The sequence below is a fragment of the Pseudoalteromonas sp. CST2 genome (assembly GCF_028599385.1).
Lineage (GTDB): Bacteria > Pseudomonadota > Gammaproteobacteria > Enterobacterales > Alteromonadaceae > Pseudoalteromonas > Pseudoalteromonas atlantica.
This window is the reverse complement of the sequence record NZ_JAQREO010000001.1, coordinates 1-20,886: the sequence shown is the minus strand read 5'-3', so window position 1 is coordinate 20,886 and position 20,886 is coordinate 1. Positions and strand designations below refer to the sequence as shown.

The following is a 20,886-nucleotide window of genomic DNA, read 5'->3' as shown; positions in this document are numbered from 1 at the left end:
ACGCTTATCTCCCGTTATTGTTAAAGCGATCGCTGTTAAAACGGTCATTACCGCTATTCACAGTGCTATTTCGTGATGTATTTACTTTATTGCGTAAATCTTGAATATCACTTGAGCTTGGTAAAGCTACACGTGTTGCAGTGCCTTGCTTTTCCATAATTTTATCAAGTGGTAAGTACATCATGTTGTTACCGCCTTTAACATCAACAATGACTTTAGAACTGCTGCTAAGCACCTCTTCCATAGCATCAATGTATAAACGTTCGCGCGTTACTTCTTTAGCTGCTTGGTACTCAGGTAATAGCTTTTCAAAACGAGCCACTTCACCTTGTGCTTCAAGTGTAATGCGTTCTTGATAACCTTCTGCTTCTTGCGTCATACGTGTTACTTGACCACGCGCGCGCGGTTCAATTTCACGTGCATACGCTTCTGCTTCACGGATGAAACGCTCTTCATCTTCTTGTGCGGCAATAGCGTCATCAAATGCATCTTTTACTTCAGTTGGTGGACGTGAATCTTTAAAGTTCACATCGGTCACAATTAAACCTAAGTTATACGGTTCGATGATTTTATTAAGCTCATCCCACGTATTTTGACGAACAACTTCACGGCCATTAGTCAGTACTTGGTCCATTTTTGCATGGCCAACAACGTAACGTAACGCGCTATCAAGCGCTTCTTCTAAGCTGTTATCAGCATTAGTTACGCTAAACTTGTAAAGGTACGGGTCAATAACACGGTATTGCACTTCAAACTCAACGCTTACTACGTTTTCATCTTCCGTTAGCATAAACCCTGATGCAGATAATGAACGTACAGCTTCAATATCTACCGGAATAACCGTTTCAATAAAGGTCATTTTCCAGCGTAGGCCTGGCTCTGCAATACGGTCATACTTACCAAATTGCAGTACCACACCACGTTCGGCCTCTTTAACCGTATAAATACCACTTAACGCCCACACAATTGCGGCGATAATGAGGATAAATGAAATACCGGCTCCGCCAAGTCCACCGCCACTATTATTGCCGGATTTTTTTCCGCCAAATATGCCGCCTAACTTGTTGCTAAACTTACGGAACACCTCGTCTAAATCAGGTGGGCCTTGATCACGTCCGCCTTTATTGTTCCACGGATCTTTGTCATTGCCATTATTACCCGGTTCATTCCAGGCCATAGCTATACTCCATTGTTATCTAAATAAATTAGGAAATTGTGTTAAATCTATCAAATCTACCGCGTTTCTCATACAAAAACCGACATTTATATGCCAATTTTTAATCGCGATTGATAAAACCTTCAATTTCAGGACCAAACTCTTTAATTAATCGGTTCCATTCAACCATAGGTAAACGTACATCCAACAACCAGTTACCATGTTCATCAAAGCGCTCTTCATGGACTGCACTTAAGCTAAATAAAGACGCTCTTAAGCGGCCATATTGAGGGGCAAGTAATAACGTACCACTAAGCATTTTCTTAGCAAGCAGGTCACTTATTGCCTCACTAAGTAGCTCACACCCTTCGCCGGTTTGTGCAGATAACCATACTCTTATAGGCTGTCCTTGGTCATCCCGATCAATTCGTGGGCTTACATCATCAAGCGCATCAATTTTGTTATAAACTAATAATTGCGGTACTTCATCAGCTTCAATCTCTTTTAAAACCGACTGTACTTCCTCTATGTTTTCGCGTCTGCGCGGGTCTGCCACATCAATTACATGTAATTGTAGGTCGGCTTCACGCGTTTCTGTTAGTGTTGCTTTAAAGGCTGCCACTAAGTCATGCGGTAAGTGGCGAATAAATCCCACTGTATCGGCCAAAATAACCGAACCAACATCACCTATATCCAGTTTACGTAGTGTTGGGTCAAGCGTGGCAAAAAGCTGATCCGCTGCGTATACATCTGAGTCTGTTATACGGTTAAACAGGGTTGATTTACCCGCATTGGTATACCCTACAAGCGACACGGTAGGAATTTCGTTACGCGTACGCGCACGTCTACCCTGGTCACGTTGTACAGCCACTTTGGCTAATCGGGCACGAATATTTTTAATGCGCGCGCGCAATAAACGTCTATCGGTTTCAAGCTGTGTTTCGCCTGGGCCTCGTAAACCTATTCCCCCTTTTTGGCGCTCAAGGTGAGTCCACCCTCGGATTAATCGAGTAGACATATGCCTAAGCTGGGCAAGCTCTACTTGTAGCTTACCTTCGTGGGTACGGGCTCTTTGGGCAAAAATATCAAGAATAAGTGTTGTTCTATCAAGTACACGACATTGGCAAACGCGCTCTAAATTACGTTCTTGAGACGGACTTAATTGATGATTAAAGATGACAACATCTGCATTGTGGATTTTGACAATCTCAGCTATTTCTTCTGCTTTACCGGTACCGACGAATAGTTTCGGATGTGGTGCTTGGCGGCTGCCTTGCACAACCGCCAAACTACTAACACCAGCAGAAGATACCAACAACTCTAATTCATGAAGATCTTCACGATCGCCATCTTTAGGTAAGTCGATATGAACTAAGACTGCCTGTTCGCCGGATTCATAGCGGTCAAACAAGCATTACGCTCCTAATTAAATATTTCCTGGTTCTTGCTCTTCAGTGTCATCGCTCCCTTGAACACCTTGGAAGTTGACTGCACGAGCAGGTACAACTGTTGAAATTGCGTGTTTATACACCATTTGGTTTACAGTGTTTTCAAGTAAAATAACAAATTGGTCAAATGACTGAATTTTACCTTGTAATTTTATGCCATTTACCAAAAAGATTGATACTGGAATGCGCTCACGACGTAGTGCATTCAAAAATGGGTCTTGTAACGATTGGCCTTTTGCCATGTTATTGTTCCTTCGTTCTAGGTGTTATTATAATTTAAGTAGCTGAACTTATTTAATTAAATAATTCGCAACTACTACTAGCTTAGCGAACTTACTACGCGATGCAAGTTTTCTTCATCGTCTGTTGTTAACCAAGTAACATCAGGCCAACTCCGTAACCACGTTAGCTGACGTTTTGCCAGTTGACGCGTTGCAGCAATGCCGCGAAAAACCATCTCATCATGGTCTACTTCACCCGCAAGATAATCCCACATTTGTCTATAACCTACACAACGAATAGAAGGCATATTGGGGTGTAAATCCTTACGTAGATATAGGGTCGAAACTTCTTTTTCAAACCCCTGTTCTATCATTATTTTAAACCTTTTTTCAATTCGCTGATGTAATTCACTGCGATCATCAGGCGCAATCGCAAATTGATGAAAAGTATAAGGTAACGTTGGCTGCTTTTGCTTTTGCAATTCAGTCATTGTTTTACCACTAATACGGTAAACTTCCAAAGCTCGATTTATTCTTTGTGAATCATTTTCACTTATTTTGTCGGCCGCTTGCGGATCTACTTTAGCCAGCTCTTGATGTAAATGTGGCCAGCCAAATTGTTTTGCTTGCGCTTCAAGCTCAGCCCTAACTACTGGGCAGGCTTCAGGCAGTGGCGATAATCCATCAATTAAAGATTTAAAGTACATCATGGTGCCACCCACTAATATTGGTACTTTACCTTGTTGATGGAATTCATCAATTTTTTTTATCGCATCACGTCTAAAATCGGCGACCGAATAGGTTTCGCTCGGATCGAGTAAATCAATTAAATGATGCGGAGCACGAGCAAGCTCTTCTGCATCGGGCTTTGCCGTACCTATGTCCATACCTTTATACACTAACGCTGAATCAACGCTGATTATTTCTGTATTTAAGTGCTCACACAGTGAAATTGCCAACGCTGTTTTACCAGCTGCGGTTGGGCCCATTAAAAATATGACCGGTAAATTGCTCAACACGGGTACCTTAATTTAATTGCGTTAAATAGTGTTCTAGGTCTATTTTAACTGCTTTTTCTTTTAAACGTTCAATTGTTTGCGGATTATTTTGTAAGCTAATTTGTAATTCAATAAATACATTACTTTCATAAAAGCGTTCTGGTACACAACTAAGCTGCCATGTAAGCCACGCTTGTAACTCGTTGAGCTGTGTTTTACATGCGCCAAGCAAGCTTTCAACCGCGGCTGATACTTCAAGTAAATATAAACACGTGGGTAGCTTTTTAACCATCACAAACTGTTTTTCAATAACTAGCTCAAAGCCTAATAAAGTAAACCACGATTGCTGCTGAGCTATTAGTTCGCAGTCAGCTTTTTCAAGGTTAACCCTTACGGGTAGTAGCAAGGCTTTACCCTCTAAATTACCCAGCTCTTTTATTTGTGCATGCCAGTAATCAACAAGTGCATGCTTATAGTGTGAGCAAAATAACTGCTGCTGCTGAGTAAATACACACACGCCTTTATTTACATTTAATACCTGCACACTTTTTAATGTGTGTGCAGCGCTTTCATCAGTAACGGGCTGCGCTACTACACTATGCTCAAAATGAGCGGCTTGTTGCTCACTCACCCCTTGATAAAATGCATTTACATCGTGATGATTTGCACCATGTTTTTGAGACGGTGAAGCATACCCCGCAGCGCCACCCCCTGACCCTGCACGATTAGAGGGGGCACGACTAGTAAAACCACCGTTTTGTGAATCTATTGGCTGCAACTGTGACTTAGGGTAATCATACCCCTGCTGAACTGGCTGGTTATTAGCCGCATGACTTGGCTGCTCAATAAACGCCGAGGATTGGTAATCGTCTGTGGGCGCTTGATTAGTTGCAAATTCGCCTTGTAGAGGCACAACTACTTGCTTAATCGCCTGTAATATAAAGTCGTGCACTAACCGGCCTTGATGAAAACGCACCTCGTGCTTTGCAGGATGAACATTTACATCCACTTGCCTTGGGTCAATATCAATATAAATAACAAAACCAGGGAGTTCTTGCGCTCCACTTACCTCTTCAAACGCCTGACGAATAGCATGTAAAATTAGCTTATCGCGCATCATGCGATTATTTACATATGTATATTGCGTGGTATTAGCTGATCCCACTGGCAATACCCAACCATGTAGCTGCAAACCACTTTCGCCAGATTGAATATGTAATCCTTGCTCAGCAAAGGCTTTACCTGCAACTTGCGCAACCCGAGTAATCGCTTGATTTGGCTCCGTTTTAGCACGGTACTGCCTAACTACCTTTTGGTTATGCGTCAGTGTAATCGACACATCAAAACGACTCAGTGCAATACGCTTTATAAGCTCATCAATGTGGCTAAATTCGGTTTTTTCGGTGCGTAAAAACTTGCGCCTTGCTGGGGTGTTAAAAAATAAATCTTTAACTTCTATCGTTGTGCCATCTGGGTGGGCTACCGGCTTAACTTGCACGTCCATATCGCGGCCCTGTGCAAACGCTTGCCACGCGGCATCTTGTGCTTTGGGCTTTGAGCTAAGCGTTAAACGCGATACCGAACTAATAGATGCAAGCGCTTCCCCTCTAAAGCCTAAGGAGCAAATGTTTTCTAAATCATCGAGTGATTTAAGTTTACTTGTTGCATGGCGAGAAAGCGCTAAAGTGAGCTCATTTTTGCCAATACCTGAGCCATTATCACGAATACGAATAAGCTTGTGACCGCCCCGCTCTATGTCTATTTGCACACGCGTAGCGCCCGCATCTAAGCTATTTTCTACTAATTCTTTAACCACTGAAGCCGGGCGTTCAACCACTTCACCTGCCGCTATTTGGTTAGCTAATCGTGCAGGTAATATTTCAATACTCATGAGGCCCCTAATACGTGTACAGGTTTAATAAACATCAACTCTGCGGTATGTCCAGCTCTTGACCTATAAACAAGGTGTTTGAGCGTAGTTGATTAACTTGCTTTAATTTGGCTACCGATACGCCATACCGACTCGCTAATAGGCTTAGCGATTCACCTGGGCGAACTTTATGCTTAGTTGGGTACTGCGATTTAAGCTTTGCAAATAACGAATCATCAGGTGGATTTTTTAAGTAATAATTTTTTATAGACGTAAACATCGCTTTAGCTAAGCGTTCCTGATGATTAGCGCTTTTTAACATGCGCTCTTCACGGGGGTTTGAAATAAAACCTGTCTCAACCAAAATGGAAGGGATATCTGGCGACTTTAATACGGCAAGACTTGCATGTTGTGGATCTTTTTTATGTAATTTAGCGACCTTTTTTAGCTCTTTTACTACTTCTTCGGCCACACTAAGCCCTGTTTTCATTGAGTGGTCCATCGACATATCGAGCAGCGCTTGCGCGAGGTATTTTTCGTTAGCAGCATCTTTAATTACATCGGCTGCACCACCTAAAAGCTCTGAGTGTTTTTCTTTATCTTCTATCCATTTACCAATCTCAGAATTAGCGCGACCAAGCGATAACACCCACACCGAAGCACCATTTGGCCCAGGGCTGGTAAATGCATCAGCATGAATTGACACTAAAAAGTCGGCTTTTTTCTGGCGTGCTCGGTTGGTACGGGTATTAAGCTTAACAAAGTAGTCGCCACTTCTTACCATGCGCGAAATCATGCCACGTTCGCCGTCAATCATACGCTCTAAACGTTTAGCTATTTGTAGAGTAATGGTTTTTTCATACGTACCAGAGGGGCCAATAGAACCAGGGTCTTCTCCGCCATGGCCCGCATCAATTGCAATAACAATGTCTCGCTCTTGGCTTAACTGGCGCTTTTTAGCTGCTTTTTGAGCAGGTGTAGTGCTTACTGCGGGTTCACTTTTATTATATAAATCCACAACCAGCCTGTTTTTGTACGGGCCAGTAGGTGCCAGCGCAAAAATAACCGGCTTAATAGGCGCGGTTAGCTCAAATACAAAACGTACACTTTGTTTATTTTTAGGTTTTGAATAGCGCAGCTTGCTTACAATTTTGTGCTTAGAAGGAATACTCGGTAATACTTTTAACCCTTTGGTGTTTTCAAGGTCGACCACTAAGCGACTCGGGTTTTTAAGCATAAAATAGCTGAAATCGGGCTTATCATCTAAATCAAATACCACCCGCGTGCTATCTGGCGAGGGCCATACTCGTACACTATTTATGGTATTTTTTGCCCACAACGGTAAGCTCACAGCGAAAACTATGAAACAAATAAAAAGTTTAACTACACCTCGATTCATTATAACTACCATTGCCTTAACTATTTATTATTATGAGAGCGGGCGCCTTAACCCGCTATTAGCTTATTAACCTAAACGTTGGATAGTAAATCTACCTTAAGCCGCTATTTTGTACGCCAACTAAAAAGGTAACTTTGATGCTTTTATATTTCAATGTGTTAGTAACTATATTAACTCGGGTTTAGGTTAGTAAGTTTTTCGACAATTGCTATTCCGCGCTCGCTTGCACTATTCATAACAATTTTGCGCTCATCGCCAACGTAACTTAAGGTAATGTCTAAATCGGGAACTGGTATAAATTCTCCCCCTTTTTCTGGCCACTCAACAATACAAATAGCCTGCTCAGAAAAGTAATCTCTTATACCCATGTACTCAAGCTCTTCAGGATCGCCTAACCGGTATAGGTCAAAATGATATACATTAGCACGTGTCAGTTCGTATGGCTCTACCAGCGTATAGGTTGGGCTTTTTACCTTACCAGTGTGGCCAAAGCCTTGCACTACACCACGCGTAAATGTTGTTTTACCTGCACCTAAATCGCCGTGTAAATAAATTACTGCACCTTGCTCTATAATAGCAGCCACTTTGTTACCCATTGCTACTGTGGCTATTTCATCATTTAGGTGAGCTTCAAAACTACGCGTCATTGTTACCTCAAAAATTTACTAAAAGCGCATCTTTGCTAATCATACCAGAATATTTCTTGAAGGCGATAAATTGGCGTTTTAGGCATAAAAAAACCGGCCTAAGCCGGTTTTAATTAACTGGGGCTTTATAGCCCTAGTTTTTTCTCAAGGTAGTGGATATTTGTACCACCACTTTGGAAGTTTTCGTCTGCAAGAATTTTCTTATGTAATGGCGTGTTTGTTTTGATGCCATCAATAACTAATTCGTTCAACGCATTACGAGCACGGGCAATAGCCACATCACGGTTTTCACCGTAAGTAATAAGCTTACCAATCATCGAATCGTAATGTGGAGGTACTGTATAGTCAGCATAAATATGGCTATCCCAACGAATACCTAAACCACCTGCAGGGTGGAAACGTGTAATTTTACCCGGCGACGGGATAAACGTTTCTGGGTCTTCTGCGTTAATACGACATTCAATTGCATGGCCGCGGATAACCACGTCATCTTGCGTGAAAGATAGCGGTTGCCCAGCAGCAATTTTTAGCTGCTCTTTAATTAAATCAACACCGCTTACCATTTCAGTCACTGGGTGCTCAACTTGAATACGGGTGTTCATTTCGATGAAGTAAAATTCGCCGTTTTCGTATAAAAACTCAAACGTACCTGCACCACGGTAACCAATTTCGATACATGCACGTGTACAGCGCTCACCAATAAATTTACGCACTTCTGCCGTTATACCTGGAGCAGGCGCTTCTTCAACTACTTTTTGGTGACGACGTTGCATAGAACAGTCACGCTCACCTAAATGAACAGCATTACCTTGTCCATCAGCAAGTACTTGAATTTCGATGTGGCGAGGGTTTTCAAGGAATTTTTCCATGTAAACCATACTATTACCAAAAAACTGTTTCGCTTCTTGTTGAGTAAGTGCGATTGAATCAATTAATTCAGCTTCGCTACGTACTACACGCATACCACGGCCACCACCGCCACCAGCGGCTTTAATAATTACCGGGTAACCAATGCGCTTTGCAATTTGCATGTTGCGTTCTTTGTCATCCGATACCGGACCGTCAGAACCTGGTACACATGGTACACCAGCTTTGCGCATTGCATTAATTGCCGATACTTTATCGCCCATAAGACGAATAGTGTCGCCTTTTGGACCAATAAATACAAAGCCGCTTTGCTCAACTTGGTCAGCAAAATCTGCATTTTCTGAAAGAAAACCATATCCTGGGTGAATCGCTACAGCGTCTGTTACTTCAGCAGCCGCAATAATGCGCGGAATATCTAAGTAACTTTCAGTGGCTGGAGGTCTACCGATACAAATGGTTTCATCTGCAAGTAATACGTGCTTAAGATCGCGATCCGCCGTTGAATGCACAGCAACCGTTTTGATCCCAAGCTCTTTGCAGGCGCGCAATACGCGAAGTGCTATTTCACCTCGGTTTGCAATGACTACTTTATCTAACATAAGAGTTGGCCTTTAGGTTACTAAATTATTCAATGATGAATAGAGGTTGATCAAATTCTACTGGTTCGCCATTTTCAACTAAAATAGCTGTAACTGTACCCGCTTTATCTGACTCAATTTGGTTCATCATTTTCATTGCTTCAACGATACATAAAGTATCACCTACTTTTACTTGAGAACCTACTTCTACGTATGCTGGCGCTTCTGGAGAAGCTGCTGAGTAAAATGAACCAACCATAGGTGATTTAACTTGATGGCCTGCAGGCGCTGCTGGTGTAGCATCAGCTTCAACGGCTGGCGCAGCTTGTGCTGGTGCCGCAGGTGCTGGAGCAGCAAATTGCTGTGGTGCGTACTGAGCGTAAGCAGGACCTGCGCTCATGTTGTTACGGTTAATACGTACTGATTCTTCACCTTCAGTGATTTCTAGCTCAGCAATACCTGATTCTTCTACTAATTCGATTAGCTTTTTGATCTTGCGAATATCCATGAACGACCCGCCTATAAGTTTGTTAGTTTAAATTAATTCGAGTTTTGCAACCGGCTCACGGCAGCGTTCAATGCTGCGTGGTAACCCATTGCACCTAATCCACATACCACACCTTGCGCCACATCAGAAAAATACGAATGATGACGAAATGCTTCACGTGCATGCACATTACTTAAGTGCACCTCAAAAAAAGGAATATCAACGCTTAACAATGCATCACGTAAAGCGACGCTAGTATGCGTAAATGCAGCAGGATTAATAATTATGTAATCAACTGCCTGCCAAGCATCGTGTATTCTTTCAATAAGGGCTTGCTCACTATTACTTTGAAAATGCGTAAGCTGAACATCTAGACCCTCTGCGGCAGTCGTTAGTTCGCTCATAATTTCACCAAGAGTGTGCAAACCGTACTTTTCTGGCTCACGCTTTCCTAGCATGTTTAAATTTGGACCATTTATAACTAAAAGTTTAAATTTTGCAGCCATAATACGCGATATATCCTCTAAGTAATGAGTTAAGCCGTTGCGAGCTAATTTTGTACACTAAAGTAAGTATAAAAAACAAAAATTGCAACAAATTCTCACGTTAGCCAACTATTATAGTCAGTTCGATGTAAATAGCAGCAAAATACTGGTCTAATCTCTGGAGGTGTAATAAATATGACGTAATTGGAGGCAAGCCACTTGGTAAGCCCAAGCGGCTAAATTGCACTATTATTGTGCACTGGCGCGCACTGCAGCTAGGTGGGTGGCAAAATCATCGGCGTTTAAAAATCCTGTAACGCGCTCTGAACTTAGCTCTTGCCCTTGGGTGTTAAAAAACAAAATACTGGGTAAACCAAACACGGTGAACTCTTCCATTAGCTCAATGGTGGTGTCATCACTTTGCGTTAAATCGATTTGAATTAACTGATAGTGACTAAACTCGCTCTGTACTTTGGCATCTGGAAATGTGTAATGCTCAAACTCTTTACATGCCACACACCAATCGGCGTATAAATCAACCATCACCAGTTTGCCTTGCTGATTAGCTTCAGCAACAGCGTTTTTTAGCTCGGTTAAATTAGCCACTTGTTTAAACTCATTAATTTGCTGACTAACCTGCTCAACCTGTTGCTGCGGCCAAATAACGTTTTTAGCTAATGTAAAACCAGTAACTACTAAAAATGTAGCACTAAACCAAAGCGCTGTTTTAAGCTTGCTTTGTGGCTGCGCACTCTGCCAATAGTGTAAATAAATAGCCGTTGCCAGTGCTAAAATACCCGCCATAAGTAAAATAATGTCGGCGCTTATTATTCGCTCCAATAAAATAAGTGGCACAACAAGCATAATAAAACCAAATAAAGTTTTAACTTGCTCCATCCAACCGCCTGCTTTAGGAAGCAATTTGCCACCAGATGTACCGAGTAATAAAAGCGGTAGGCCCATTCCTAAACTTAATACATACAGGGTTAAACCACCGACAAGGTAGTCACCACTTTGCGCTACAAATAATAGCGCAGCAGACAACGGAGCTGTGGTACAAGGTGATGCAATTAAGCCCGACAATACCCCCATTAAAAACACACCTAGGTAATTGCCGCCTTTTTGGTTATTACTGACTTGCGTTAGCTTGCTCATCATGGCGCTGGGTAACTTAATTTCGTACCAGCCAAACATCGACATTGCGAGCAATATAAACAGTAAACTAAAACTAATAAGTACATAAGGGTGTTGTAAATACCCCTGCACTTGCCCGCCTAAGGCCGCCACTACTAACCCTAATGCTGCATAAGTAAGCGCCATACCTTGTATATATACAAACGACAACGCAAACGCTTTTTTAGTAGATAAATTTTGCTGCCCTGCAATTAAACTCGATAAAATAGGAAACATAGGGAACACACACGGTGTAAACGCAAGCCCCACCCCAACAGCAAAAAATATGAGTAAATTGGTTACTAAACTTTGACTTGCTAATCGCTCTGTAAAACTTAAATCTTGAGTGGTTGTATTACTTTGGCTACGTGTTGAGTCTACAGGAGGAGTTAATGCGTTTAATGTATCAGCGGCATTAGCAGATGAGTTATTACCTTGCGCTTGCTCTGAGGCAATAACACTTAAAGGGATACTAATAACCTCAGGCGGATAACACAGCCCTGCTTTGGCACAGCCCTGATAGCGCACCTTTACAACAGCACCCTCTGTAACATTACTGAGCTTACTTATAACACTCACACTATTGAAAAAAACTTCGGTTTTGCCAAAAAACTCGTCTTCAATTATTTCGCTAGTACCGGCATCGCCCACCTTTATGTTGGCGCCTTTGGCGATAATTTCTATTTTCTTTTTATAAAGGTAATAGTCAGGGGCTATATCCCATCCCACAAATAAAGTGCTACCTTGCTGATCAAAATCAAATACAAACGCTTGGTCTACGGGTAAAAAGGTTTGCTGTGGCGGGGCAAGTAAATCACCTAGCACATTATTGGTGTTTGCCTTTGCCGGAAGCGCCAGCAAGCTAACCAATAATAAAAAGAAAAACCGCATTAATTTAATACCTCATCCATCCAATGAAAATAAGCCAAATTACCAGTGGCCACATCAACCACTTGAATTTCGGGTACTTCGTAACTGTGTAAACTTTTGATGGTTTCAAAAACATCATTCATTTTTTCTGATTTTGTTTTAATCAGTAGCTTTGCTTCTATCTCTTGGGCAACATCGCCTTCCCACATATAAACTGAGGTCATATTTGGTAAAATATTTACACACGCCGCTAATTTTTGCGCTACAAGTGCTTTTGCTAAAGTGCGTGCTTCAGCCTCATCTTTGCACGTGGTAAATATCAATTTAAATTGCGTAGTCATAATTAACCTTTACTAATTTATAGGGAACTAATGCAATAGTATCTGATAGCTAGTGTAATGTGTAGGCGATGAATAATTGTAGATATTAAGCAATTATTAATCACTTTAAGCTCAACCTTGAAAATAGACCCTTTCACCCTCACTTATATTTCATCCACTCTTTTGAGTGCCATTATTTAGAGAGCCCTATGTTTAGATTTTTATTTGTGTTGTTTATTATCATTCCTATCATCGAAATTGCGCTACTAATACAGGTTAGCGATGTAATTGGTGGTTTTGCGACTATAGCCCTAGTGATTGTTACGGCTATTTTGGGCGCCAGAATGGTTAAACAACAAGGTATGGGTGCATTACAAAATGCACAAAGCCAAATGGCCCAAGGACAAATGCCAGCTAAAGAATTATTTACCGGTATTTGCGTGATCATTGCGGGTGTTTTATTGCTAACCCCAGGCATTATGACCGATGTATTCGGCCTACTATTATTAACCCCCTCAATACGCAATAAACTTGCTGCAGGCCTTGCAAGTCAAGCAACGGTTCGCATGAGCACAGGTGCACAGCAAGGCTCTTCGGCCTTTACACAACACCCACATTCGCAGCAAGAACAACAGCATGTAAATAAACCAACTACCATTGATGGCGAGTATGAGAGAAAAGATTAAAAATTTATCGATTTTTCTCTTGGAATTTTACACTCTACCCCCATTAATGAATGCAAATTAGAAAAGCTTTTTTCTGTACTGTTCAGAAACTGTTAGGAGAACTAAAAAAATGAACATTCGTCCTTTACAAGATCGCGTAATCGTTAAGCGTCTAGAAGAAGAAACCAAGTCTGCTGGCGGTATTGTATTAACTGGCTCTGCAGCTGAAAAATCAACTCGCGGAGAAGTTATTGCTGTTGGCAATGGTCGCGTTCTAGATAACGGTGACGTTAGAGCTTTAGAAGTAAAAGCCGGTGACACTGTGTTATTTGGCTCATATGTTGAAAAAACTGAAAAGATCGAAGGTCAAGAGTACCTGATCATGCGTGAAGACAACATTTTAGGCATTGTAGGCTAACCCTACTTTTCGTTTAACAAACATTTAAGAATTTAGAGGAAATTAAAGATGGCAGCAAAAGAAGTACTTTTTGCAGGTGACGCACGCGCTAAAATGCTAACAGGCGTAAATATCCTAGCAAACGCAGTAAAAGTGACTTTAGGTCCTAAAGGCCGTAACGTAGTACTAGATAAATCATTTGGCTCTCCAGTGATCACCAAAGATGGTGTATCTGTAGCAAAAGAAATCGAACTTGAAGACAAGTTTGAAAACATGGGTGCACAAATGGTGAAAGAAGTTGCATCTAAAGCAAATGATGCAGCGGGTGACGGTACTACTACCGCAACTGTACTTGCGCAATCTATTGTAAACGAAGGTCTTAAAGCGGTTGCTGCGGGTATGAACCCAATGGATCTTAAGCGCGGTATTGATAAAGCAATTATCGCTGCAGTAGAAGAGCTTAAAGCGCTATCTGTACCATGTGCTGATACTAAAGCTATTGCACAAGTAGGTACTATTTCAGCTAACTCTGATAAAGAAATTGGCGACATCATTGCACAAGCAATGGAAAAAGTAGGCCGTAACACAGGTGTTATTACTGTAGAAGAAGGTCAATCACTAGAGAACGAACTAGATGTTGTAGAAGGCATGCAGTTTGACCGTGGTTACCTATCTCCGTACTTTATCAATAACGCTGAAAAAGGTGCTGTTGAGCTAGACAACCCGTTCATTCTACTTGTAGATAAAAAAGTATCTAACATTCGTGAGTTACTACCTACATTAGAAGCCGTTGCTAAAGCAAGCAAGCCACTATTAATCATTGCTGAAGACCTAGAAGGCGAAGCACTTGCAACGCTTGTAGTTAACAACATGCGCGGTATTGTTAAAGTATCAGCAGTTAAAGCCCCTGGTTTTGGCGACCGTCGTAAAGCAATGCTACAAGATATTGCCGTATTAACTGGCGGTACTGTTATCTCTGAAGAAATTGGTTTAGAGCTTGAAAAAGCAACTATCGAAGACCTAGGTACTGCTAAGCGTGTAGTAATCACTAAAGATGATACAACTATCATTGATGGTGCGGGTGAAGAAGATGGCATTAACGGCCGTGTTGCTCAAATTAAAGCACAGATTGAAGAAGCAACGTCTGACTACGATAAAGAAAAACTACAAGAGCGTATGGCTAAACTTGCCGGCGGTGTTGCAGTAATTAAAGTAGGCGCAGCGACTGAAATTGAAATGAAAGAGAAAAAAGACCGTGTTGAAGATGCATTACATGCAACTCGTGCAGCGGTTGAAGAAGGCGTAGTACCTGGTGGTGGTGTTGCTCTAGTACGTGCTGCTAGCAAGCTAGTTGAGCTACTTGGCGACAACGAAGACCAAAACCATGGTATTAAAGTTGCACTTCGTGCGATGGAAGCACCACTTCGTCAAATCGTAACAAATGCAGGCGACGAAGCGTCAGTAGTAATAAACGCTGTTAAAGGTGGCGAAGGTAACTACGGTTACAACGCAGCCTCTGGCGAATACAACGATATGCTTGAAATGGGTATTCTAGATCCAACTAAAGTAACGCGCTCTGCACTACAATTTGCAGGTTCGATTGCGGGTCTAATGATCACTACCGAAGCAATGGTTGCTGAAATCCCTAAAGAAGAAGCTGCTGGTGCCCCTGATATGGGTGGCATGGGCGGAATGGGTGGTATGGGCGGCATGATGTGATCATCCTCCTTTAAGCACCTTGCTTATATAAAACCCAGCTTCGGCTGGGTTTTTGCTTTTTAGTACAAGCCTATTGTTATTGCTTAATTTATCTCCATATCTATACCATGAGTTATTGGATTAAAGGTAAAAGGATTTGCTTAATAATAATGAATTAATCACCTTCTTTATTTTGGTATCACTTATAACAGGGTTAGTGGTATTTATTGCCTGGATTATGCTTAAGCTCGTTATATGGGGTAAGAGCATGTCTAAAGGAGCGTATTTATTTTTAGCGTTCTTTCCACTAATTTCACTTATGCCTATTCCACCCCCTACTTATGAAAATGTTCAAAAGGCCAAGCAAGAGCAGCGTAAACGAAAAGAAGACTCAGGTGACGACCCTACTAATGAAGATGAGTAAGCCAGTTTAGCTACGTAAATTAAAACACTCTTTAAGGACGCTTTAAGCATGCTCTAAGGTTTAAAATAGAGTGAACCCTTTTACTACTAACCCTATATGCGAAGCCAATGTATAACGTACAACCCCCCTTAAAATAAGCTTTAATAAACATTTACCTATACTATTCAACCCTGTATTGATATGTGAAAATACACCGACATAAAACAACTTTAGGTTTTTAAGTTATGCCAAAGCAGCATATAGGTAGTATTGCTCTTGTTGTAAAAGACTATGACGAAGCAATCGCATTTTATACAAAAAAATTAAGCTTTGAATTAGTGGAAGATACGGATTTAGGTGATGGAAAACGCTGGGTGTTAATAACTCCACCCAACTCAAACGGCACACATATATTACTTGCACAAGCCACAGAGCCTGAGCAGTTTAACGCTGTTGGCAATCAAGCAGGTGGCCGTGTATGGCTATTTTTAAACACTGACAACTTTTGGCGCGACTACGAAAGCATGCTAGAAAATGGCGTAGTATTCCATGAGCAGCCTCGTAATGAGTCTTACGGTACGGTGGCCGTATTTGAAGATCTCTATGGTAACAAATGGGATCTTATTCAACAGAGCTAAATACTTAGTTGATTAACGACCTGACTATTTGAAATAAATCCGAGGGTAGCAAGCCGCGCTGCCCTTGCTCTTCAGCCGCAACCTCACCTGCTCGAGCATGAAGAGTTACCCCGTATCGCGCTGCCTCATCGATACTAAGCCCTTGAGCAAGCAATGCACCAATAATACCTGTAAGTACGTCGCCACTCCCTCCCACGGCAAGTGCTGCATTACCATTTTCACACACCCAAGTGTTTTTACCGTTATCAATTAAAGAGCCAGCGCCTTTTAATATGCAAGTAGCATTATACCGTTTTGCGCATAATCGCACGCTATCAAACCTATTTGACTCTATTTCAGATGTATTTTTGCTAATGAGCCGAGCCGCCTCATCAGGATGCGGAGTAAGAACACATTGAGCCAACGTATAAGCACTTGCATTTTCAGCTAATAAATTAAGTGCATCAGCATCAAGTACGAGCGGCGTATTGTGCTCTTGGCAATAGTGCATTACTGTGCAAAACGTTTTTTTAGCCCATTCATCCTGCCCAAGTCCAGGACCAAGTACAACACAACTTGCCCACTCTAAAGCCTGTTCAAGGTTTTCACTCATGACCATTAATTCTGCCCTACCTATGCTTATTGGCATAATAGAGCTTTGATGCGTATAAACCTTCACCATCCCCGCGCCTGCTCTTAGCGCAGCTTCACTACTGAGCCTAATTGCTCCCGCAGTACCTTGGTTGCCACCTACGCATAATAACTTGCCATGATTGCCCTTATGGCTATTTAAAGCCCGAGAGCCCAAACGTTTAAAGCTGTCTATATTTATTAAATGAGCAGAAGGTGAAGCGAGTTGACTAAAAGTATCTTCAATTGCTAATTCATCGAGAATCAACTCACCGGCATGCTGTTTACCTGTCCCTGTAGAAAGGCCTTGTTTAATCGCAATAAAAGTAAGTGTTTTTGTTGCCTGAATAGCTGCGCCTAATACTTCACCTGTATTTGCATCAATCCCTGAGGGAACATCAATACTTAAAACAGGCTTTTCGCTTTGGTTGATGGCTGTAATAATCTCACAAAAATTTTCGCGAACAGGTGAATTAAGCCCAGTACCTAGTAACCCATCAATCACACAGTCGCAGCAATCTAAATCACTCTTTGCAAACTCGTTAACTATGCCACCATTATCAAGCCATAGCTGTTTCGCTTTAGCAGCGTCACCACTGAGTGTTTTAGCAGGGTCTATAGCGCAAACTTTAACCTCTGCACCAGAGTCCTTAATTAAACGCGCGGCTATGTAAGCATCACCCGCATTATTGCCATTACCTGCAATAATTAAAGTAAGCTTAGCGTTAAAAGACTGCCACTGCTTGTATACGGACTCTCCCGCTCGCTGCATTAAAGTAAATAAATCTATTCCACATTGCTTAGCCGCCTCTCCCTCATAAGAGCGAATCTGCTCTTTTGTGTAAATATGCCTTTGTTTATTTAACATAGAAACTCGCCATAAATAAGTGTGTAGATGCTCTATAACTATAGCTTGGGATAAAAGAGCACTTTTCAATAGCGGATTTAGCATGCTAAACAGCTATTAAAACTGAAATTGAAGGCTTTAGTACAAAGAGTGTGAGTTCTGTAGTGTGTTTTATCCGCGGGTTTCGTGATACTCAACCCACGCTACGGAGGTGGTGGAGACTGTGCGAATAATATCTGGAATGTATTTTTCACTTTTCTGTAGACGTAAAAAAGCCCGGCTCTTTCGAATCGGGCTTTCTTGTATTTCGAGCCTGGCGATGTCCTAGTGCCCTCAGCGGTGGAGAGTCACATAGCAAATCCACATTATCATTGCGTCGGGAGTCGCTACGCTCGCCCGACCTACATTCTAGAAGTAGATGAGTGTGCATTAATTGTCCGCATTTCACTTGTCTGCAGACGTAAAAAAGCCCGACTCTTTCGAGTCGGGCTTTCTTGTATTTGGAGCCTGGCAATGTCCTACTTTCACATAGCAAATGCTACACTATCATCGGCGCTGTTTCGTTTCACTACTGAGTTCGGCATGGGGTCAGGTGGGTCCAAAACGCTATGGTTACCAAGCAAATTAGGTGCAAAGGATTAATGACAAGCACGTAGTGCTTCTTTTTCCTTTGCGCAAGGTGCCTCAACTTTAACGCTACGCGCTAAGAGTCACCTCATAAATTTGGAAAACTCTGATAATATTTTTTAAGTCTAAGTATCTATCTACTCTAGCTATTAACTTCTGTCGCTTGTTTCTGTCACAAAACGCGTTTGGCGTTGTATGGTTAAGCCTCACGGGTAATTAGTACAAGTTAGCTTAATGGCTCACACCACTTCCACATCTTGCCTATCAACGTTGTAGTCTTCAACGGCCCTTCAGAGACTTTAAAAGTCTAGTGAGAAATCATCTCGAGGCCTGCTTCGCGCTTAGATGCTTTCAGCGCTTATCAGTTCCGAACGTAGCTACCGGGCAATGCCATTGGCATGACAACCCGAACACCAGCGGTTCGTTCACTCCGGTCCTCTCGTACTAGGAGCAACCCCTCTCAATTCTCAAACGCCCACGGCAGATAGGGACCGAACTGTCTCACGACGTTCTAAACCCAGCTCGCGTACCACTTTAAATGGCGAACAGCCATACCCTTGGGACCGACTTCAGCCCCAGGATGTGATGAGCCGACATCGAGGTGCCAAACACCGCCGTCGATATGAACTCTTGGGCGGTATCAGCCTGTTATCCCCGGAGTACCTTTTATCCGTTGAGCGATGGCCCTTCCATTCAGAACCACCGGATCACTATGACCTACTTTCGTACCTGCTCGACGTGTCTGTCTCGCAGTTAAGCTGGCTTCTACCATTACACTAACCGTACGATGTCCGACCGTACTTAGCCAACCTTCGTGCTCCTCCGTTACTCTTTGGGAGGAGACCGCCCCAGTCAAACTACCCACCAGGCACTGTCCGTAACCCCGATTCAGGGGCCAACGTTAGAACATCAAAACTACAAGGGTGGTATTTCAAGGACGACTCCACAACAACTAGCGTCGCTGCTTCAAAGTCTCCCACCTATCCTACACATGTAGGTTCAATGTTCAGTGCCAAGCTGTAGTAAAGGTTCACGGGGTCTTTCCGTCTAGCCGCGGGTACACAGCATCTTCACTGCGATTTCAATTTCACTGAGTCTCGGGTGGAGACAGCGTGGCCATGGTTACACCATTCGTGCAGGTCGGAACTTACCCGACAAGGAATTTCGCTACCTTAGGACCGTTATAGTTACGGCCGCCGTTTACCGGGGCTTCGATCAAGAGCTTCGTCCGAAAACTAACCCCATCAATTAACCTTCCGGCACCGGGCAGGTGTCACACCGTATACGTCATCTTGCGATTTTGCACAGTGCTGTGTTTTTAATAAACAGTCCCAGCCACCTGGTCACTGCGGCTCCCGTCCGCTTAGAGAGCAAGTCTCATCACAGATAGGAGCGTACCTTCTCCCGAAGTTACGGTACGATTTTGCCTAGTTCCTTCACCCGAGTTCTCTCAAGCGCCTTAGTATTCTCTACCTGACCACCTGTGTCGGTTTGGGGTACGATTCGGTATAATCTGAAGCTTAGAGGCTTTTCCTGGAAGTATGGCATCAGCAACTTCACACCCTTGGGTGCTCGTCTCGTGTCTCAGCCTAACAGCAACCCGGATTTACCTAAGTCACTAGCCTACTCACTTTCACATGGACAACCATCGCCATGCTTGCTTAGCCTTCTCCGTCCCCCCATCGCAATTATACCAAGTACGGAAATATTAATCCGTTTCCCATCGACTACGCCTTTCGGCCTCGCCTTAGGGGTCGACTTACCCTACCCTGATTAACATGGGATAGGAACCCTTGGTCTTCCGGCGTGCGGGTTTTTCACCCGCATTATCGTTACTCATGTCAGCATTCGCACTTCTGATACGTCCAGCATACCTCCCGGTACACCTTCAACCGCTTACAGAACGCTCCCCTACCACTCATCCTAAGATGAATCCGCAGCTTCGGTGCATAGTTTAGCCCCGTTACATCTTCCGCGCAGACCGACTCGACCAGTGAGCTATTACGCTTTCTTTAAAGGATGGCTGCTTCTAAGCCAACCTCCTGGCTGTCTGGGCCTTTCCACATCGTTTCCCACTTAACTATGACTTTGGGACCTTAGCTGGCGGTCTGGGTTGTTTCCCTCTTCACGACGGACGTTAGCACCCGCCGTGTGTCTCCCGGATATTACTTTACGGTATTCGGAGTTTGCAAAGGGTTGGTAAGTCGGGATGACCCCCTAGCCTTAACAGTGCTCTACCCCCGTAAGTATTCGTCCGAGGCTCTACCTAAATAGATTTCGGGGAGAACCAGCTATCTCCCGGTTTGATTAGCCTTTCACTCCTAGCCACAGGTCATCCCCTAACTTTTCAACGTTAGTGGGTTCGGTCCTCCAGTTGATGTTACTCAACCTTCAACCTGCCCATGGCTAGATCACCGGGTTTCGGGTCTATACCTTGCAACTATTCGCCCAGTTAAGACTCGGTTTCCCTACGGCTACCCTAA

Annotated in this window: 18 protein-coding genes and 2 rRNA genes; 5 read left to right on the top strand and 15 right to left on the bottom strand. The window is 42.9% G+C overall.

Going from position 1 to position 20,886, the window contains the following annotated elements:
* Positions 1 to 4 precede the first annotated feature (4 nt).
* The 12 genes from hflK to cutA form a co-directional block, all read right to left on the bottom strand.
* Complete coding sequence (gene hflK / locus PSH41_RS00100; protein WP_004587663.1) at positions 5 to 1,177, bottom strand: FtsH protease activity modulator HflK; 1,173 nt, start codon at positions 1,175 to 1,177, stop codon at positions 5 to 7.
* A gap of 100 nt (positions 1,178 to 1,277) precedes the next feature.
* Positions 1,278 to 2,567 (bottom strand): ribosome rescue GTPase HflX, encoded by a 1,290-nt coding sequence (gene hflX, locus PSH41_RS00095; protein ID WP_273589327.1) that lies wholly within the window; start codon positions 2,565 to 2,567, stop codon positions 1,278 to 1,280.
* A gap of 15 nt (positions 2,568 to 2,582) precedes the next feature.
* Positions 2,583 to 2,846, bottom strand: coding sequence for an RNA chaperone Hfq (gene hfq, locus PSH41_RS00090; RefSeq protein ID WP_004587665.1), 264 nt, complete (start codon positions 2,844 to 2,846; stop codon positions 2,583 to 2,585).
* 77 nt (positions 2,847 to 2,923) lie between these two features.
* Positions 2,924 to 3,841: a tRNA (adenosine(37)-N6)-dimethylallyltransferase MiaA gene (gene miaA / locus PSH41_RS00085; RefSeq protein WP_029772607.1), complete on the bottom strand. Its 918-nt coding sequence runs from the start codon at positions 3,839 to 3,841 to the stop codon at positions 2,924 to 2,926.
* 10 nt (positions 3,842 to 3,851) lie between these two features.
* Positions 3,852 to 5,714 carry a DNA mismatch repair endonuclease MutL gene (gene mutL, locus PSH41_RS00080; RefSeq protein WP_273589326.1) on the bottom strand — a complete coding sequence of 621 codons (1,863 nt, stop codon included), beginning with the start codon at positions 5,712 to 5,714 and terminating at the stop codon, positions 3,852 to 3,854.
* Between the two features lie 34 nt (positions 5,715 to 5,748).
* Entirely contained in the window at positions 5,749 to 7,092 is a 1,344-nt protein-coding gene (locus PSH41_RS00075; RefSeq protein ID WP_031289362.1) for an N-acetylmuramoyl-L-alanine amidase, read from the bottom strand.
* A gap of 170 nt (positions 7,093 to 7,262) precedes the next feature.
* Complete coding sequence (gene tsaE / locus PSH41_RS00070; protein ID WP_054983237.1) at positions 7,263 to 7,739, bottom strand: tRNA (adenosine(37)-N6)-threonylcarbamoyltransferase complex ATPase subunit type 1 TsaE; 477 nt, start codon at positions 7,737 to 7,739, stop codon at positions 7,263 to 7,265.
* Positions 7,740 to 7,864: 125 nt separating this feature from the next.
* Positions 7,865 to 9,205 carry an acetyl-CoA carboxylase biotin carboxylase subunit gene (gene accC, locus PSH41_RS00065; protein WP_024031477.1) on the bottom strand — a complete coding sequence of 447 codons (1,341 nt, stop codon included), beginning with the start codon at positions 9,203 to 9,205 and terminating at the stop codon, positions 7,865 to 7,867.
* Between the two features lie 25 nt (positions 9,206 to 9,230).
* Positions 9,231 to 9,692: an acetyl-CoA carboxylase biotin carboxyl carrier protein gene (accB, locus tag PSH41_RS00060; RefSeq protein WP_004587671.1), complete on the bottom strand. Its 462-nt coding sequence runs from the start codon at positions 9,690 to 9,692 to the stop codon at positions 9,231 to 9,233.
* A gap of 32 nt (positions 9,693 to 9,724) precedes the next feature.
* The gene (gene aroQ / locus PSH41_RS00055) at positions 9,725 to 10,177 is read right to left on the bottom strand and encodes a type II 3-dehydroquinate dehydratase (RefSeq protein ID WP_024031479.1); all 453 of its coding nucleotides are present in this window, start codon (positions 10,175 to 10,177) and stop codon (positions 9,725 to 9,727) included.
* 228 nt (positions 10,178 to 10,405) lie between these two features.
* Positions 10,406 to 12,220 (bottom strand): protein-disulfide reductase DsbD, encoded by a 1,815-nt coding sequence (locus tag PSH41_RS00050; RefSeq protein WP_273589325.1) that lies wholly within the window; start codon positions 12,218 to 12,220, stop codon positions 10,406 to 10,408.
* Entirely contained in the window at positions 12,220 to 12,540 is a 321-nt protein-coding gene (gene cutA / locus PSH41_RS00045; RefSeq protein WP_029772613.1) for a divalent-cation tolerance protein CutA, read from the bottom strand. Before cutA ends, PSH41_RS00050 begins: the two co-directional genes overlap by 1 nt.
* A 188-nt stretch (positions 12,541 to 12,728) precedes the next feature.
* Here cutA and PSH41_RS00040 point away from each other — a divergent pair, with 188 nt between their 5' ends.
* From PSH41_RS00040 to PSH41_RS00020, 5 genes are all read left to right on the top strand, one after another.
* Positions 12,729 to 13,205, top strand: a complete 477-nt coding sequence (locus tag PSH41_RS00040; protein WP_004587675.1) for an FxsA family protein — start codon at positions 12,729 to 12,731, stop codon at positions 13,203 to 13,205.
* Positions 13,206 to 13,314: 109 nt separating this feature from the next.
* The gene (locus tag PSH41_RS00035) at positions 13,315 to 13,602 is read left to right on the top strand and encodes a co-chaperone GroES (RefSeq protein ID WP_004587676.1); all 288 of its coding nucleotides are present in this window, start codon (positions 13,315 to 13,317) and stop codon (positions 13,600 to 13,602) included.
* Between the two features lie 48 nt (positions 13,603 to 13,650).
* A complete protein-coding gene (groL, locus tag PSH41_RS00030; RefSeq protein WP_004587677.1) occupies positions 13,651 to 15,300 on the top strand; it encodes a chaperonin GroEL in 1,650 nt (549 codons plus the stop codon).
* Positions 15,301 to 15,436: 136 nt separating this feature from the next.
* The gene (locus tag PSH41_RS00025; RefSeq protein WP_084554425.1) at positions 15,437 to 15,703 is read left to right on the top strand and encodes a hypothetical protein; all 267 of its coding nucleotides are present in this window, start codon (positions 15,437 to 15,439) and stop codon (positions 15,701 to 15,703) included.
* Between the two features lie 224 nt (positions 15,704 to 15,927).
* Complete coding sequence (locus PSH41_RS00020) at positions 15,928 to 16,320, top strand: VOC family protein (RefSeq protein ID WP_273589324.1); 393 nt, start codon at positions 15,928 to 15,930, stop codon at positions 16,318 to 16,320.
* 4 nt (positions 16,321 to 16,324) lie between these two features.
* On the opposite strand, the gene PSH41_RS00015 is transcribed toward PSH41_RS00020, so the two are convergent.
* From PSH41_RS00015 to PSH41_RS00005, 3 genes are all read right to left on the bottom strand, one after another.
* Complete coding sequence (locus tag PSH41_RS00015; RefSeq protein WP_273589323.1) at positions 16,325 to 17,797, bottom strand: NAD(P)H-hydrate dehydratase; 1,473 nt, start codon at positions 17,795 to 17,797, stop codon at positions 16,325 to 16,327.
* A gap of 484 nt (positions 17,798 to 18,281) precedes the next feature.
* A 5S ribosomal RNA gene (rrf, locus tag PSH41_RS00010) occupies positions 18,282 to 18,396 on the bottom strand.
* A gap of 202 nt (positions 18,397 to 18,598) precedes the next feature.
* A 23S ribosomal RNA gene (locus PSH41_RS00005) occupies positions 18,599 to 20,886 on the bottom strand; the annotation flags it as partial.

Coding starts and splice junctions, on each gene's coding strand:
- hflK (WP_004587663.1), bottom strand. CDS start 1,177: ATGGCCTGGAATGAACCGGGTAATAATGGCAATGACAAAGATCCGTGG.
- hfq (WP_004587665.1), bottom strand. CDS start 2,846: ATGGCAAAAGGCCAATCGTTACAAGACCCATTTTTGAATGCACTACGT.
- mutL (WP_273589326.1), bottom strand. CDS start 5,714: ATGAGTATTGAAATATTACCTGCACGATTAGCTAACCAAATAGCGGCA.
- PSH41_RS00075 (WP_031289362.1), bottom strand. CDS start 7,092: ATGAATCGAGGTGTAGTTAAACTTTTTATTTGTTTCATAGTTTTCGCT.
- tsaE (WP_054983237.1), bottom strand. CDS start 7,739: ATGACGCGTAGTTTTGAAGCTCACCTAAATGATGAAATAGCCACAGTA.
- accC (WP_024031477.1), bottom strand. CDS start 9,205: ATGTTAGATAAAGTAGTCATTGCAAACCGAGGTGAAATAGCACTTCGC.
- accB (WP_004587671.1), bottom strand. CDS start 9,692: ATGGATATTCGCAAGATCAAAAAGCTAATCGAATTAGTAGAAGAATCA.
- aroQ (WP_024031479.1), bottom strand. CDS start 10,177: ATGGCTGCAAAATTTAAACTTTTAGTTATAAATGGTCCAAATTTAAAC.
- PSH41_RS00050 (WP_273589325.1), bottom strand. CDS start 12,220: ATGCGGTTTTTCTTTTTATTATTGGTTAGCTTGCTGGCGCTTCCGGCA.
- cutA (WP_029772613.1), bottom strand. CDS start 12,540: ATGACTACGCAATTTAAATTGATATTTACCACGTGCAAAGATGAGGCT.
- PSH41_RS00040 (WP_004587675.1), top strand. CDS start 12,729: ATGTTTAGATTTTTATTTGTGTTGTTTATTATCATTCCTATCATCGAA.
- PSH41_RS00035 (WP_004587676.1), top strand. CDS start 13,315: ATGAACATTCGTCCTTTACAAGATCGCGTAATCGTTAAGCGTCTAGAA.
- groL (WP_004587677.1), top strand. CDS start 13,651: ATGGCAGCAAAAGAAGTACTTTTTGCAGGTGACGCACGCGCTAAAATG.
- PSH41_RS00020 (WP_273589324.1), top strand. CDS start 15,928: ATGCCAAAGCAGCATATAGGTAGTATTGCTCTTGTTGTAAAAGACTAT.
- PSH41_RS00015 (WP_273589323.1), bottom strand. CDS start 17,797: ATGTTAAATAAACAAAGGCATATTTACACAAAAGAGCAGATTCGCTCT.